Source organism: Shewanella sp. ULN5 (assembly GCF_030731885.1).
Classification (GTDB): domain Bacteria; phylum Pseudomonadota; class Gammaproteobacteria; order Enterobacterales; family Shewanellaceae; genus Shewanella; species Shewanella holmiensis.
On the sequence record NZ_JAPJEE010000002.1, the window covers coordinates 148575 to 165806 of the forward strand.

The following is a 17232-nucleotide window of genomic DNA, read 5'->3' on the forward strand; positions in this document are numbered from 1 at the left end:
AAGTTAATCAATTTCATGAAGCAATTTAGTGTAACTGCCCCGCCAAGTGTCAAAAAAGGCCAACATCAGCAAATTTTAGCTACGCTTGGCGGCGTATCCCAAGCGCTGACAGTGGCAAACTTAATTAACCAGCATTCAGGCACCAGTTTGGTCGTTACCCACGACACGCCAAGTGCACTGGCACTAGAAGCCGAGTTAGGTTATTTATTGGCAAATTCATCGGTAAATGTGTGTTTATTCCCCGATCGTGAAACCTTGCCCTATGACAGTTTTTCGCCGCATCAAGACCTGATTTCACAGCGTCTAGAATCATTAGCCCAAATCAGTCAAAGCACCCATAACGTGGTCATTGTGCCGGTGAATACCTTGATGGTGCGTTTGCCGCCCAAGTCATTTTTAACCGCTAACGTGATGATTTTGAAAAAAGGCGATATTTATAGCCTTGATCAAGTACGTCAACATCTTACCGACACTGGCTACCACATTGTTGATCAAGTGTATGAGCATGGTGAGTTCGCTATCCGTGGTTCAATTATTGATATTTTCCCAACGGGCTCAAAACAACCTTTACGCATTGAATTATTCGATGACGAGGTTGAATCAATCCGCTTTTTTGATGTTGATACCCAACGTTCAGGCATGGCTCTTGAACATATACGCATGTTGCCTGCTAAGGAATTCCCAACAGATAGCGCTGCTATTGAAGGGTTTAGATTGCGCTATCGTCGGCGTTTTGAAGTGATATCAAAAGAAGCCGAGTCAGTTTATCAACTGGTTAGCCGTAATCTCATGCCCGCAGGTATTGAAAATTATTTGCCATTATTTTTTGATGACAGTGCCTCGTTATTTGATTATTTACCGGAGCAAACCCAGCTTATTACCCTAGGTGATATAGAAAAAGCCTGTGAGCAACACTTAAACGAAGTGCATACCCGCTATGAAGATCGCCGCGTTGATCCACTCCGGCCATTACTGGAGCCTAAAGAGCTGTATTTATTAACAGAGCAATTGTTTGCAGCTTTTAAACCGATGCCACGCAGTCAGTTTATTCAGACTATTGTCACGGCTGATGGGCAACAAGATACTGAATTAGTGCCTAAAACGGCCCAAATGGTAAAAGCGAAACCGATTGGTGACATCAATGCCAACCATAAGCTTAAACAGCCTATGCAGGCATTACAGGATTACAGCCAAAAGCAACCGCAAATGTTATTTGTGGCAGAATCTGAAGGTCGCCGTGAAGCACTGGTAGAGTTGCTGGCAAAAATCGGCATAAAACCAAAATTATTCAAACATATTGATGATTACATCAGTGCTAAAGAATTTATTGGCTTAATCGTATCGCCATTATCACGAGGCTGTGAGCTAGAACTGGGTGCGAAAGGTAAAGTCAGTATCATTTGTGAAACTGAACTTTTCGGCCATCGCATTTCGCAGCAACGCCGCCGTGAAAAACAAAAACAAGTCAGTTCTGATGTTTTAGTCAAAAACCTCGCCGAATTAAAAGTGGGTCAACCCATAGTGCATTTAGAGCATGGCGTTGCGCTTTACCAAGGGTTAGAAACCCTTGATACCGGCGGCTTGGTCGCAGAGTACTTAAAATTAGAATATGCCGGCGGAGATAAATTATATGTCCCCGTGTCGTCATTGCATCTTATCAGCCGCTACAGTGTTGGCAATGATGACAATACCCAACTGAATAAATTGGGTAATGAAACCTGGGCCAAAGCAAAGAAAAAAGCCATCGAGCGTATTCGTGATGTCGCCGCCGAGTTATTAGATGTCTACGCCCGTCGCCAATCAAGGCCCGGTGAAGCGTTATCTCTGGACGAAGACGAATACGCCGTTTTTGCCCAAGGTTTTCCGTTTGAAGAAACCGTCGATCAAGAAAGCGCTATTCATGCTGTGTTAGCCGATTTACAAGCGCCTATGGCGATGGACAGATTAGTCTGTGGTGATGTTGGCTTTGGTAAAACTGAAGTTGCCATGCGCGCCGCTTTTGTGGCCGTCAATGCGGGTAAACAGGTTGTGGTATTAGTACCCACCACCCTGCTGGCTCAACAACATTATGAAAATTTTAAAGACCGTTTTGCTGATTGGCCGATTGTGATAGAAGTCATGTCGCGTTTTAAAAGCGCCAAAGAACAAAGCCAAGTTGTTGAAGCGTTAGGCGAAGGAAAAGTGGATATTGTCATTGGCACCCACAAACTTCTGACCGCTGAGGCAAATTTTGACAATCTCGGTTTATTAATTATCGATGAAGAGCATCGATTTGGTGTTCGCCAAAAAGAAAAAATCAAAGCCCTGCGGGCCAATGTCGATATTCTCACCTTAACCGCTACACCCATTCCGCGTACCTTGAATATGGCTATGTCTGGTATGCGTGACTTGTCGATTATTGCCACGCCACCCGCCAAACGTTTAGCGGTTAAAACCTTTGTGCGTGAGTACGATATTGCCACAGTAAGAGAAGCGATATTACGAGAAATTTTACGTGGTGGTCAGGTGTATTACTTACATAATAACGTTGAGACCATTGAAAAAGCTGCTCAAGAAATTCGTGACATTATCCCTGAAGCGCGTGTAGTAACGGCGCATGGGCAAATGCGCGAACGTGATTTAGAAAAAGTCATGTCAGACTTTTATCACCAAAGGTTTAACGTGTTGGTATGTACTACCATCATTGAAACCGGTATTGACGTGCCCAGCGCAAACACCATTTTAATCCACCGCGCTGATATGTTTGGTCTTGCCCAGTTGCATCAGTTACGTGGTCGAGTGGGTCGTTCGCATCATCAGGCATACGCCTATATGATGACGCCGCATCCCAAACGCATGACAGCAGATGCACGCAAACGGCTAGAGGCCATCGATGCTCTGGAAGATTTAGGCGCAGGTTTTTTACTTGCCACCCAGGATCTTGAAATTCGCGGTGCCGGTGAATTACTGGGTGATGAGCAAAGCGGACACATCAGTAAAATCGGCTTTAGCCTGTATATGGAGATGTTAGAGTCAGCGGTTAAAGCGCTCAAAGAAGGTAAAGAGCCATCATTGGCTTACATGATGAATGCCATTTGCGACATAGATTTGCGTATTGCGGCCTTGCTACCTGAAGATTATGTCAGTGACGTTAATATGCGTTTGTCATTGTACAAACGTATTGCTAATTGCGATTCTGAACGAATGATTGATGAACTAAAAGTAGAGTTTATCGATCGTTTCGGGATGCTGCCCGACCCCACCCGTAATTTAATGGATATCACCTTATACAAACATCAAGCAACCGAGCTGGGATTACAGCGAATTGAGATGCATGCAAAAGGTGGCAGCATCGAATTTGGGCCACAACATAAAGTCGATCCCATGTTTATCATCGATTTATTGCAAAAGCAGCCACAAATCTATCGAATGGATGGGCCAAATAAGTTAAAGTTCACCATTCCAGCTGAAACAAGTAAAGAGCGACTCGGATTGTTAAAAACCTTACTTGAACAGCTTGCTAAACATCAAACTGGAGAGCAATAGTGCTTCGTAAAATAGTGATAGCAATGACAGCGCTTGGTGCGCTGTCTATGTCAGTTCAAGCCAAGGCGGATTCTTGGTTTGAAGTAGAAGTGTTTATCTTTGAGCGTGACAGCCAATCATTAGAGCAATGGATCAACACTCCTGCGCCACAAATTAATGATCGTGCAATCGACTTTATCACGCCGTTGATCAGCACCGACATCACTGGCGTAGCCGCAGGCTTAAGCGGTTGCACCTCGAATGATTGGTCTACTGAATTAACCCCAGATTGTAATGATCCGTTAACCAGTAGCACGGTTCGCAGTCATCCAAGTCAGGTTCCCGTTGAAGTTGCTGCGTCAAGTCCGCAACAGGCGTACTTGAACCAAGGCCCAGTGCTATTAGCGCAAAGCCAAAGCCGATTTAAAGACATTATCAGAACCGTTAACCGCGAACGTAACGTAAAGCCGATTGTGCATTTAACCTGGCAGCAAAATATACAATCAAAACGTTACGCCAAAGCAGTGCGTATTTTTGGTGGTAAAGATTATTCTAAGCAATTTGACTACCACGGGCAGCAAGTTAGCAACCAAAGTAATAATGCCCCTTCGAATCAATTATCAATGAGTGATTATTCAACGTTAGGTAATATGATGCAAACCGAGCAAGTTAACCCCGTATGGGAGCTTGATGGCACAATCAACATTTACTTAAGTCACTATTTATATATCGAAAATAACTTAGCATTGCGTAAGCCGACACAAAAGCTTGTTGAGTCTAATCGCAGTGAGTTTAATCAATTCGATGCAGTGAATACCCAAATAGAAAAGACCATGCAGCCTTTTCTACAGGCGATCCCTTTAACCCAAAATCGTCGCGTTCGTAGCGGTGAAATCCATTATTTTGATCACCCGCAAATGGGTATTGTGATGCAAATCAGAAAAATGCCTCAACCCACCAGGGTAAAACCGATTGATTTAGGTGAGCCAACACCGCAAAGCCTGCCACAATCTGAGCCATCACAAGCGATTCAATCAGGTGTGATCCAACCTTATTCTCAGTAAAGTGAACAAGTAGTTGAAAATGAAACCGGGGGCATTCTCCGGTTTTTTTATACGTAAAATCCATTGCCGTAATTGAAACAATAATGAGTAATACTACAAAACCACGTTCTTATTTGGCATTTTATTGAGGGAATAAAAAAGCGGCTATCAAAGATAGCCGCCTGCAAAAATTGCATAAAATAGTAAAAATATGACATTAAAGATAGCACTCGAATCGCATTTCAAATGCTAGCTGTATCAATTTGTATCACGACAGTTCGTTTTTTGCCATCTTTAGCCTTTTTTGCCTTGCCAAATGCTGTAAAAACAAACAAAACACTCGCTTTTAGCACTAGTTTAGCTGTTAACGTTACTGTCAGTACGAATCAAAAGCCTTTATAAAGAGGTTAAAACGGCTCAAGTAAAAGAATATCCAATACCTCAGATTAAAAACCGCTCAAGTAAAAGAATATCCAATACTTCAGATTAAAAACCGCTCACAAACTAAATAACCCCAACGTGGGTTGAGATCTGCTCAATAAGATGAATTCAATCAATTTAGCTAATCTCGTAGCAAACTTATCATTCGTTTTTGAAAACAAAGCACATCAACACATTCATAGCTGGCCTATTGCACGTTAATTAAATGCAGCTAACAAGACAAGTGACTGTTTGGTAGGTATTTATTATTCCATTTTGAAGTTAAACGTCCATAACAAGCATTAAACTGACTGATGAATGAGCTTGGCCGTTTCAATCGCTTTAAGCCAGCGTGCTTGCTGTTCTAAGGCATTCACCACGGTTAATGGCTGAGGTTTTAAACTCATGGCATTTGCTACGGGTGGCGTAGTTGGCCAAACAAACTGCGCCAATAATGCGTCAACGCCAACGGGATCATTACAGACTAATATCATATCGCAGCCCGCATTCAGTGCCGCTTGGGCACGACCTAAATAGTCACCAGCAAAACTGGCGCCTTTCATCCCTAAGTCATCTGAAAAAATAACCCCTTTAAAACCTAAACGCTGACGTAAAACATCTTGCAACCAGTAACGTGAAAATCCAGCAGGATTTGGATCTACTTTATCGTAGATAACATGGGCTGGCATAACACCATTTAATTGCTCTTTTGACATCAAACTGACAAATGGCTGCATATCAAAGGCTTCAATTTCGGCTTGGCTTCGACTGTCTACTGGCATCGCAATATGCGAATCAGCCGCCACACTGCCATGACCAGGGAAATGCTTGCCTACCGCGGCCATACCGGCGTCTTCCATACCGCTAATAAACGCCGCCGCTAAAGTGGTCACTTCATCAGGATTAGGACTAAAACTGCGTTTACCTATCACTTCACTTATACCATTTACATCTAAGACTGGTGCAAAGCTTAGGTCAATATCACAAGCAAGTAATTCTACCGCCATCAAAAAACCACACTCTTTAGCCCACAGCTTAGCTAATGTAATGTCGCCATTTGCGGCAGGTAAAATATCGCCCATTGCAGGAATATGAGTGAAGCCATCTTTGAATCTTTGTACTCGCCCACCTTCATGATCCACGGCGATAAGTAGCTCAGGCCTAATGCCTCGAACCTGTTTAACTAGATCAACTAACTGGTCTTTATTAGAAAAATTGCGGCTAAAAAGGATTATCCCTCCTACTTGGGGATGCTGAAGTTGTACCGCTTCGAGATCTGATACCGTTAATCCCGCAAGATCCATCATTAAATAGCTCAATCGACTACCTCTAAATTTTTAGCCTAAAACCATTGATGTATAAGTCAGGCTAATCTGAAATAAATGCATAAAAAAAACTAATGAACAGTACAATTAAAAACTGTGGGATACTCTTCAAAGAACTGAGTATTTCAACACAAAGTAGCTCATTGTTTTACGTTGGTGAGATGTAAAACAAATCAGTTCACGATCGTCTATAGTGAAATCACTCAGCGACAGTGAATCGATATATTTAGTTGAGCGATGATAATACTCTCAAATAACTAAAACAATAAACGACCTAATAAAGGCTACATATTATGATCAGCGTTTTTGACATGTTCAAAATTGGCATCGGCCCATCAAGCTCCCACACCGTCGGACCAATGAAAGCCGGTAAAATCTTTATGGACAAATTAGCAGAACAAAACCTGCTAGACAGTACCGATGAACTTCAATCCGAATTATTTGGTTCTTTAGGTCAAACCGGTAAAGGCCATGGTACGGGAAAAGCCGTTATTTTAGGGTTAATGGGTGAAGATCCAGAAACCGTTGATACCGATACCATTGATGCCATTTTAGAAGCCGCTTCTAAAGATCAACAGCTAAAGTTAGCCGATGGCCGCTATGTTAAATTTACCCGTGATGATGGTGTCACTTATCATCGACGCAAAACGTTACCTGCCCATGCCAATGCCATGACACTGTACGCATTGTCTAAAGGCGAAATCATCTATCAACGCACCTATTATTCGGTCGGTGGTGGTTTTATTCTTGATGAAGATGAAATTACTCAGCGCAACGCATCGCCTGCAACACCGATTAAACAAGCTCCTTTTGATTTTCATAGTGCCGCGCAGCTACTAGAACTTTGCTGCGAAAATGGTTTAAGTATTTCATCGCTGATGATGGCCAATGAACTTAGCATCGCAACGGAAGATGAAGTTAAGCAAGGTCTATGGAAAATTTGGCAAACCATGAAAACCTGCGTTGAACGTGGTTATCAAAAAGAAGGCATTTTGCCCGGTGGACTTAAACTACGTCGCCGCGCGCCTTCTTTACACCGCCGTTTAAAAGCAGAAGGACGCAATAACACCGATCCATTAACGGCCATGGATTGGGTTGATTTATTCGCCCTGTCTGTCAATGAGCAAAATGCAGCAGGCGATCGCGTAGTTACGGCGCCAACCAACGGGGCAGCAGGAATTATTCCAGCCGTTTTATGTTACTACGATATGTTCGTGCAAGAAGTGGATATCGATGTTTGCAGTCGCTACTTACTCACCGCTGCAGCTATTGGTATTTTGTACAAGAAAAATGCCTCAATTTCAGGTGCAGAGGTCGGTTGCCAAGGTGAAGTTGGCGTGGCCTGTTCAATGGCTGCGGGAGCGCTCACTGAGATTATGGGCGGCACAGTCGAGCATGTAGAAAATGCCGCAGAAATTGGCATGGAACATAACTTAGGTTTAACTTGCGATCCTGTTGGCGGCCTAGTTCAAGTGCCTTGTATTGAGCGTAACGCTATGGGCGCAGTCAAAGCCATTAATGCTTCACGTATGGCATTACGCGGAGACGGTAACCACAAGGTGTCACTCGACAAAGTGATCAAAACCATGATGGACACAGGCAAAGACATGCGCAGTAAGTATAAAGAAACCGCTAAAGGTGGCCTTGCGGTAAACATTGTAGAGTGTTAAATCTTGTTGATTGATTAATCATTAAATAAAGCCAACCCTCACAGGTTGGCTTTATTGTTTTATGCTTCATACACTTGATATTTTTAAGTTTTCAGCATAGAAATTGAATTTTGTTCAGAAACCGCACATATGACACACTTCACCCATAACAATGATATAAGATAAGCAAAGTTAATGATTAAAGGACAATACAGCAGCATGAAAAATATTATCTGTGATATCGATGGCGTTTTACTGCACGATAATAAACTGATCCCAGGCAGCGATAAGTTTATTCACCGTATCCTTGAACAAGGTAACCCACTGGTTATCTTAACCAACTACCCAGTACAAACGGGTAAAGATTTGCAAAATCGTCTTGGCGCAGCAGGGATCAATGTCCCAGAGAACTGTTTTTACACTTCAGCCATGGCCACTGCAGATTTTTTGAAGCATCAAAAAGGCACAAAAGCTTTCGTTATCGGCGAAGGTGCCCTCACCCATGAGCTTTACAATGCAGGTTTTACTATCACCGACATCAATCCTGACTTTGTGATTGTTGGCGAAACCCGCTCGTACAATTGGGATATGATCCATAAAGCGGCGCGTTTTGTCGCGGGTGGAGCACGGTTTATTGCCACTAACCCCGATACTAATGGCCCGGGATACAGTCCAGCCTGCGGCGCATTATGCGCCCCCATTGAACGTATCACCGGAAAAATGCCTTTTTATGTCGGTAAACCCTCCAGTTGGATTATCCGCTCTGCGTTAAATCACATACAGGGGCATTCAGAAAACACCGTTATTATTGGCGATAATATGCGCACCGATATTTTGGCTGGATTCCAAGCGGGTTTAGAAACCATTTTGGTTACCAGTGGTGTCAGTCAAATGGCTGACATAGATAAAGAACCCTTTAGACCAAACCATGTGTTTGCCTGCGCCGGTGATATTGATGTTGTTTAAGGTCAGCAATTTATAAGCACAATCTCGCGACCTAAGACGTCACGGCAAACATGTTCTTTGCACTCGCAATAAGGCTAACCACCCACCCATTGTAAGATTTGGTCACTGAACAATAACGTCATTAGCGCGGTAAAGACGGTTTAATATCCAATTAGTCTCGCGCACTGGGGTTATTTACATTAGGTAACATATTTTCAAGCCTGCACACTTGTTATCAAGTGCAGGCTTGCTTCATTATGCTCCCCCAACAGTAACAACAAACAACAAACAACAAACAACAAACAACAAACAACAAACAACAAACAATAATAATTGGAATACTGATGAAGCATTTATTTCCATTATGCGCTATGGCTCTTATGGTGAGTGCCTGTAACGGCGACAAACCAGCGCATGCGCCCCAGATTGAACAAACTCAGCAAACTACCGAAGCAAACCAAGCCGCAATAAATGTCACTTTTGATGAAGCGCGTTTTCGTACTGATATAAAAACATTGTCGTCGGATGAATTTGAAGGCAGAGCCCCTAACACCCAGGGTGAAAAACTCACGTTAGATTATTTAACCAAACAGTTTACCGAAATGGGTTTAGTTGGCGCCAATCAAGGCAGTTTTTTACAAGCTGTCCCTATGGTGACCTATACCCCCAGCGAGCAACAAAGCATTACCTTAGCCAATTTACCACTGCAATATCGTCAAGATATCGTCTTGAGCAGTCGTCATGCCAATGAACAAATTAGCATTGAAAATGCACCGCTAGTGTTTGTTGGTTACGGCATTAATGCGCCTGAATATCAATGGAATGATTACAATGATGTTGATATGAAAGGTAAAATAGCCGTCATTCTTGTCAATGATCCCGGTTTTGCTCATCCTGAAGGCACTAAGTTTAACGGCTTAGCGATGACATATTACGGCCGTTGGAGTTATAAGTTTGAAGAAGCCAGCCGTCAAGGTGCATTAGGTGCAATCATCATTCATGATACCAAACCAGCTTCATACCCTTGGTCTGTAGTTGAAAACAGTTGGACAGGTCCTCAACAGGATCTAGTGTTAAACACTGATGAAGCAAAAAATCGAATTCAAGTTGAAGGCTGGATGACGTTAAATGCGGCGACTCAGTTATTCACTCAAGCTGGATTCTCATTGCCAACCTTAATGGAACGTGCCGCGGATCAAGCTGTCAACGTTGATTTAGCGCAAACAGCTAATATTCAGTTCGCCAATAAAGCACAATACGCTGATAGTTATAATGTTGTCGCAACGTTAAAGGGCTCAACCCAAGCCGATGAACAATTATTATTTACCGCCCATTGGGATCACATTGGTAAAGATGAAACTAAACAAGGCGATCAAATTTACAACGGTGCATTAGACAATGCTTCAGGTACAGCGGGTATCATGGAAATTGCCCGCCAGTTTGCAGTGCAAGCAAAACAAGGCAATGGCCTGAAAAGATCAATCACCTTTATCGCCACCACGGGTGAAGAACAAGGGTTACTCGGTTCACGTTATTATGCCGCCAATCCGATTTACCCTTTAGATAAAACCGTCGCTGTCTTCAACCTAGACAGTACCAATGTGTATGGCAAAACTAAAGATTACACCATAGTGGGTAAAGGTCAGTCGGAATTAGAAAACTACCTAGCTGATGCTGCAAAATTGCAAAATCGCGAAGTGAAATCTGAACGTAATCCCGCATCTGGTGGCTTTTTCCGCTCAGATCACTTCAGCTTTGCCAAATATGGCGTGCCAGCGGTATTTGCTGGCGGTGGCAACGAGCCTTTAGATGAAGCAACCTCGACATACAAAACTCAAATGCAAGCGACCATGAAAGGCTGTTATCACAATGTTTGCGACCATTACCATGAGAGCTGGGATTTATCAGGCGCATTACAGGATTTAGGCGTCTATTATCACGCAGCTCATACACTGGGTAACAACCAAGACTGGCCTGGATATTTTGTCGGTTCAGAGTTTAATCACTTACGTCCAGCCAAGTAACCTATTTATCTTCCTCCCAAATAAGATATAAAGCCAAAGACCAGAAGCCAAGCTTCTGGTCTTTTTTTAACCTAGAAACTCACCTCAATAGTAACAAGCCTTCGCAACCCAATAGATTTCTGTGCAAAAAATCAGCAAATAAACCTGTCAGCTGATTTATTTATCTTCAGCACATCACTAACAATTCTTCAATAATTGCCTATCCTCGCCAATAAAAATCAAGATAAATCAACTTTTATCCATTTTAACTGAACTATCTTCATTAATAACAAATTAAATAAACGATATTGTCGCTAAAAACACATTTTAAGTGAGTTTTTATCAAAAATAACACTTGGCGAGTGAATAAAATGCTGGCAAAGTAGAAAACAGATAAAGATTAAACAATGTTGTTGGAGCGGTATTATGTGTTCAATATTTTCAATTTTAGATATCAAATCAGATGCAAGTGAGCTTCGCCAAGTGGCACTTGAAATGTCAAAACTGTTACGACACCGCGGACCAGATTGGTCGGGTATTTATGCAGATGAAAAAGCCATTCTTGCCCACGAACGCCTTGCAATTGTAGACGTTGACCATGGTGCTCAACCGCTTATCAGCCAAGATGGCAACATTGTGCTAGCAGTAAACGGTGAAATATATAACCACAAGCAACTTAAAGCTGACTTAGGTGATAAATACCAATATCAAACCAACTCAGACTGTGAAGTGATTTTATCTTTATACCAAGAGTACGGTTGTGACTTTTTAGATAAACTTAACGGCATCTTTGCGTTTGTGCTTTATGACAAAGCCAAAAACACCTATTTAGTGGGTCGCGATCATATGGGGATTATCCCACTGTATTCAGGCCATGATAGCGCGGGCAACTTCTACATTGCCTCAGAAATGAAAGCACTTATGCCTGTCTGTAAAACGGTTGCAGAGTTTTTACCTGGCCAATATTTATATTCAGCCGATGGCAAACCGACTAAATACTATGTGCGTGATTGGATGGAGTTTGATGCAGTACAAGATAACCCTGCCAGCGTTGAAGAATTACGTGACGCATTAGAAGCCGCGGTTAAACGTCAATTAATGTCTGACGTACCCTATGGTGTGTTGTTATCAGGTGGTTTAGATTCATCAATTGTGTCAGCGATTACCCAAACTTATGCTAAACATCGTATTGAAAACGATGGTGAAACCGGCGCATGGTGGCCGCAATTACACTCTTTTGCTGTGGGCTTAGCGGAATCACCTGATTTAGTGGCGGCACAAAAAGTAGCTGACGCAATTGGCACCATACATCACCCAATTATTTACACTTTCCAAGAAGGGTTAGATGCGATTAAAGAAGTGATTTATCACTTAGAAACCTATGATGTCACCACCATTCGCGCAGCAACCCCTATGTATTTAATGGCCCGAAAAATTAAAGCGATGGGCATTAAAATGGTGTTATCAGGTGAAGGCGCTGATGAGCTGTTTGGCGGCTACTTATACTTCCATAAGGCGCCAAATGCACAAGCATTCCATGAAGAATTAGTCCGTAAACTCGATAAACTGCATTTATTTGATTGTTTACGAGCTAACAAAGCTATGGCAGCCTGGGGATTAGAAGCCCGTGTGCCCTTCTTAGATAAAGAGTTTATGGATGTCGCTATGCGTATCAACCCAGAAGCGAAAATGTCTAAAGATGGCAAAATTGAGAAACACATTCTTCGTCAGGCATTTGAACATAAATTACCTAAAGAAGTCACATGGCGTCAAAAAGAGCAATTCAGTGACGGTGTGGGTTATTCATGGATTGACGGGTTAAAAGAACATGCAGCAAAACACGTTGATGATATGCAATTAGCTAATGCGAAATTCCGTTTCCCGTACAACACACCTGAAACCAAAGAAGCCTACTTCTACCGCTGTTTCTTTGAAGAGTTTTACCCTCTAGCAAGTGCAGCAGAAACCGTACCAGGTGGTAAATCGGTAGCCTGCTCTACTCCAGAAGCACTGGCATGGGATGAGAGCTTACAAGGTATTATTGACCCTTCAGGTCGTGCAGTACGTAACGTACACACTAGCAGTTACCAGTAATCTGCAATCTAGAATCTAGAATCTAGCAATACCTAAACGTCCGCGACTTATATCACGGACGTTTTTTTATTCTAACTTAACAAGTTAAGCTTTGTGTGATAACCCCACACTTTCAGCCTTTAAGGAGATTTTTTCATCGCAAACCTGGATAATTTTTCGCGTAATCTGCTGTTCGTTATTCAGTCGGTGTGTGGGGTTGATGAGCTTTATAGTGGTGTAAATCAGTATCAACGGACTCTAGCTGTAAGCCCATATAGTGATTGTTTTAGGCTGCCAAAATAAAAATTCCTCTCACCCTACTGTCGCATAAGACTAACTGAATGCTAAATAAGTGTCATATTTGGGATGTATCTTGTTTGTTTCAACTGCATCATTGAACGGCACTAACAGATAGTCGTTTGATTGTAAGTGATAAACCATGATGGCATAAAACCACTAAATAGGAGGGGAATAGCGCTAATGATAAATGTTTAGCTTAAAGGCGAATATCTCCTTGAAATGAGACAATTAACAGGGTCATACTGCGCTGATTAACAGTTAATTAATTTGCATAGATAATTTTATATGGAGTACCCGTTGTGGAACATTTTGTGTGGAACTTAGATCCCGTGCTGCTGTCTTTTATGGGCCTTACAATACATTGGTATGGGCTACTTTTTGCCACGGCCATTGCCACTGGTTTTATGGTAATGAAGCGAATGTATGCGCTTGAAGGACTAGACGGTGAATCGCTTGATGATTTATTGATTTATAGTGTTATTGGTATTGTTGTCGGGGCGCGCTTGGGTCATGTGTTTTTTTATGAACCAGAATACTATTTATCTAACCCTCTGATGATATTGGCTATTTGGAAAGGCGGTTTGGCCAGCCATGGTGGTACCATCGGCATGATATTGGCCATGTACTTTTATAAACGTAAAGCCCAAATACCGTTTTTATTTTTGATGGATCGTATTGCTATCGCCACGGGTATTTTTTGCTTCTTTGTTAGAATGGCAAACTTCGCTAATTCTGAAATTATCGGTATTCCAACAGATAAACCGTGGGCAATTATTTTCGAGCGTATTGATTTGGTGCCCCGCCATCCGGCGCAGTTATATGAGGCATTCACTTATCTCGGGTTATTTATTGGTATGTGGCTGCTTTATCGTTTTACCAATATTAAGCAAAAGCAAGGCGCATTATTAGGACTGTTTTTAGCGCTGGTTTATGGTTCACGTTATTTGATTGAGTTTGTTAAAGTGAGACAAGCCGAGTTTGCACAAGACTGGAGTATGAGTGTTGGCCAAATGCTTAGCATACCGTTTGTGATAGTCGGTTTATTACTGTTTATCATGCCGTTTATATTAAAACGTTAAACGGGAAGTTGAGCGTTAAATTGGTTGATTAAAAGGTAATGGCTGATGTTTATCGACAGATGTCTAATGGATCGATGCGTTAGCCATTACTCAATATACCGATATAACCAACTTTAGCACTCGACACTATTATGTATGATGTATGCTCGCTTCATTGAAGCCAAAAAGGTTGCCACCCATTTTGGCTCTAATTGAGTTCAAATCAACATAAGCCATACAGGCTAATACTGCGGCTTCATCGAGCAAGGCTTGGGATTTAAAGCGCCCTTCCCAGAAGCGACCCGTACAGTTATCTTCTTGATTGGCTTGCCGAGCCATGGGTTCATTTAAACAGCGCATGAATCAACTTATGTCACATAACCGACTTCGGTAAATCGCTATCGCATGCCTTAACCTGACCACTTCGTGAGGTTCAACTAGCGCACCTTTGACGAATTTTCGCGTTAAGTCGTCTCCGTTAAAACAACTTATGCCACAGCTCAGCTATTTCTCGGTCTGTCCAGCGATTTACACTTTTTACATCGATAAGCAACACCACATGCAGATGATTCGACATCACCGCAAAGCGGCTATATCAATAACAAAAACACGCTCAAGTTGAAAGAGTCGTGTTTCAATCCAACTACGGCGATGGTCATAATTTTTACCTGAAAGCGCATCATTGCCGCACAAGAAAGCCCTACGTACAACGCGGCTACAACAATGGTAGTAAGGTGTGTCTTCAAGGCTAATTTGAGTTCGACGAGGGTGCGGCATAAAAACCTGCTTGTTTAATGCTTAACCAAAGTAAAGTCGAAGATCTATTTATGTGCCATAAACTTTGGGTGTTCTATTCATTGTCTGTCCTATTTATTTTGAATTTTTTTCGCATGAAAACACCAATATGTAACTCCAATTGTGTAGCCACTTTCAACCTACACTCTTAAACAGAAGGATTCAGACAAATTAGTTTAAACTTTTGTACTTGCATCACTTAAAAATGTTGAAAATCAGTTACCTTAATGTTGTGTTTTTTTGCTAGAATACTTTTTAAGATATTTTTTTAGTAAAAATTTTAAAATATGTTTTATTCAGACGATAAATTAATCATTTTTATGTGGGGTGTTAATAAAATGAACAAAATCTTAGGTATAACACTCGCTAGTTTGCTTTTATGTAATGGAGCGATAGCTGAAGAGAGTGAGCCGCTACTATTTAAAAGCGTTGAAAAGGATGTGAATGTATTTGAACGGTACGGACTATCTCCCGAGATACCTAAGATTGCTATGAATTCTATGATACAAGGTGAAAATCTTGTGGAACATGCTATCAGGGTAACCGAATATGATGGTGAAATAAAATCATCTGAAATATTTTTAGTTCAAAGCGTCGATGAAAAAAATAATATTGATCTAAGAATAAAATACGACCCAGCTAAACTTGATCAAGATGAAGACGTTATCGCTCGAATTGAAGATTTAACAAAATCTGAATATTTACTCCGTCAATATGCAGAAAGCTTAGATAGATCAACGTTAAAAGTGGCTGAAAAAGCTAATGGCGAAGTTGAGATCCGTTTCAATTACTCCAAATATCAACTGCCACAAAACATTGCCTATTTCCGTTTTATGAAAGTTGCCTTAACAGCAAAAGATGGCAAAGCAATTAAAATGGTCATTTCTAATAATCAATCTTTTGAATTAAATGACATTATCGTTTCCGATTATAGTCAGACTACCGATTTTGGTTATTTAGATAACGGCAATCATTATGTAAAAGAAAAAGTTGAGAAAATCATCGGTAGAAAAAAAAGCAAACCTATCACTGTCACAACAACAACCAAAACCATTGCGCTGTACGATAGAAAAAATACTGTTGAAGTCATTGATGCAGATTTATTAGCTCAAGTATCTGACCCACGTATTCACGAAGAAAAGGTCGATTTAAAAAGACCTCTCCCGTTAATGGCTGACTTAGTCCGTCGCCAAGGTATTGATGTCCCGCTGCCATATGGTTTCTCGATAGCAATGCGCAAACAGGATATGGATGTGCCTTTCACGTCTTTTAACATTATGGGGATCAATCTTGATGAGTTTTTTGATCCAAAGACAACTTCGGGCTCAGTAACCGCTGAGAGTGCTACCCTCAGAGCAGATGTTAATATTTTACCGTTTTGGAATGTCTATGCAATCTACGGCAAAATTAATGTAGATGCAGTTGTCAATGCCGATTACACAGGTAATATTCGTAATGTGTTCGTTGAACGGTGGGGGGAATTCAAAGCCGACTTAGTTTGTGGCATAGCTGAAAAAGCCGGCTTGCCTATTTGTTCACCAGCAGAGTTTGATGTGCCATTGGAACTCGATTATGACGTAGTTGGTGTCGGTACAACCTTGTCTGTAGGTTACCGGGAGTTTTTTGCCTCGGTGAATACCACATACGCTGCCACTAAATTAAGTGGACAAGATTGGGGCGATGGTATCATTACCGTTCAGCCTATGCTTGGTTATCAATTTGTTGATTATCGCGCGCAATTATTTTTAGGTGCAGAATATCAAGGCCTCGATTCTACCATGTCGGGTAATTTAGGTAAAATTGATGGACTTGATCAAGATTTTACTTATGATGTTGGCGTTGAATTAAATCAGTGGGCATATCTTATTGGTTTTAATAAGCAAATCGGTAAGAACTACAACATAACCGCTCTTTACAGTAAAGGTGAAACCCGTGATTCATATACGCTTAACTTTGGTTATCGGTTCTAATTTAAGCTAAAAATCAGGCCTCGCAGACATGCACTTTCCTCAGAAGATTTGAGCTGAAAGTGCTAGTTTAACGAAGCTGGCAGTATAGAACACTCAATGTCGTGCATACCGTTCAGGGTTTATCAATGTTTAATCCTGAAATAAGTT

9 protein-coding genes and 1 pseudogene are annotated in these 17232 nt (G+C 41.6%); 8 read left to right on the forward strand and 2 right to left on the reverse strand.

Annotated features, from left to right (window positions below):
- Positions 1–15 precede the first annotated feature (15 nt).
- Together mfd and ORI98_RS02745 are read left to right on the forward strand one after the other, a co-directional pair.
- Positions 16–3525, forward strand: coding sequence for a transcription-repair coupling factor (gene mfd, locus ORI98_RS02740; RefSeq protein ID WP_306134163.1), 3510 nt, complete (start codon positions 16–18; stop codon positions 3523–3525).
- Positions 3525–4568, forward strand: coding sequence for a peptidoglycan binding protein CsiV (locus tag ORI98_RS02745; protein ID WP_306134164.1), 1044 nt, complete (start codon positions 3525–3527; stop codon positions 4566–4568). Before mfd ends, ORI98_RS02745 begins: the two co-directional genes overlap by 1 nt.
- Before the next feature lie 701 nt (positions 4569–5269).
- On the opposite strand, the gene nagZ is transcribed toward ORI98_RS02745, so the two are convergent.
- Positions 5270–6286 (reverse strand): beta-N-acetylhexosaminidase, encoded by a 1017-nt coding sequence (gene nagZ, locus ORI98_RS02750; protein ID WP_306134165.1) that lies wholly within the window; start codon positions 6284–6286, stop codon positions 5270–5272.
- 299 nt (positions 6287–6585) lie between these two features.
- Here nagZ and ORI98_RS02755 point away from each other — a divergent pair, with 299 nt between their 5' ends.
- From ORI98_RS02755 to lgt, 5 genes are all read left to right on the forward strand, one after another.
- On the forward strand, positions 6586–7962 hold the full coding sequence (locus tag ORI98_RS02755) for an L-serine ammonia-lyase (RefSeq protein ID WP_306134166.1): 1377 nt from the start codon (positions 6586–6588) through the stop codon (positions 7960–7962).
- 198 nt (positions 7963–8160) lie between these two features.
- Positions 8161–8907, forward strand: a complete 747-nt coding sequence (locus ORI98_RS02760) for an HAD-IIA family hydrolase (protein WP_306134168.1) — start codon at positions 8161–8163, stop codon at positions 8905–8907.
- Between the two features lie 323 nt (positions 8908–9230).
- Positions 9231–10910 carry a M28 family metallopeptidase gene (locus tag ORI98_RS02765; protein ID WP_306134170.1) on the forward strand — a complete coding sequence of 560 codons (1680 nt, stop codon included), beginning with the start codon at positions 9231–9233 and terminating at the stop codon, positions 10908–10910.
- A gap of 405 nt (positions 10911–11315) precedes the next feature.
- On the forward strand, positions 11316–12983 hold the full coding sequence (asnB, locus tag ORI98_RS02770; RefSeq protein WP_306134171.1) for an asparagine synthase B: 1668 nt from the start codon (positions 11316–11318) through the stop codon (positions 12981–12983).
- Positions 12984–13561: 578 nt separating this feature from the next.
- The gene (gene lgt, locus ORI98_RS02775; protein WP_261297836.1) at positions 13562–14341 is read left to right on the forward strand and encodes a prolipoprotein diacylglyceryl transferase; all 780 of its coding nucleotides are present in this window, start codon (positions 13562–13564) and stop codon (positions 14339–14341) included.
- 177 nt (positions 14342–14518) lie between these two features.
- Here lgt and ORI98_RS02780 read toward each other — a convergent pair.
- A pseudogene (locus ORI98_RS02780) lies at positions 14519–15097 on the reverse strand (transposase); the annotation flags it as partial.
- Positions 15098–15606: 509 nt separating this feature from the next.
- Between ORI98_RS02780 and ORI98_RS02785 the strand changes: the two are divergent.
- Positions 15607–17085 (forward strand): hypothetical protein, encoded by a 1479-nt coding sequence (locus tag ORI98_RS02785; protein ID WP_306134172.1) that lies wholly within the window; start codon positions 15607–15609, stop codon positions 17083–17085.
- The last annotated feature ends 147 nt before the right edge of the window (positions 17086–17232 follow it).

What these genes read in the sequence shown, in the direction of transcription:
- mfd (WP_306134163.1), top strand. Translation starts at nt 16, where the DNA reads ATGAAGCAATTTAGTGTAACTGCCCCGCCAAGTGTCAAAAAAGGCCAA.
- ORI98_RS02755 (WP_306134166.1), top strand. Translation starts at nt 6,586, where the DNA reads ATGATCAGCGTTTTTGACATGTTCAAAATTGGCATCGGCCCATCAAGC.
- ORI98_RS02760 (WP_306134168.1), top strand. Translation starts at nt 8,161, where the DNA reads ATGAAAAATATTATCTGTGATATCGATGGCGTTTTACTGCACGATAAT.
- ORI98_RS02765 (WP_306134170.1), top strand. Translation starts at nt 9,231, where the DNA reads ATGAAGCATTTATTTCCATTATGCGCTATGGCTCTTATGGTGAGTGCC.
- asnB (WP_306134171.1), top strand. Translation starts at nt 11,316, where the DNA reads ATGTGTTCAATATTTTCAATTTTAGATATCAAATCAGATGCAAGTGAG.
- ORI98_RS02785 (WP_306134172.1), top strand. Translation starts at nt 15,607, where the DNA reads ATGAATTCTATGATACAAGGTGAAAATCTTGTGGAACATGCTATCAGG.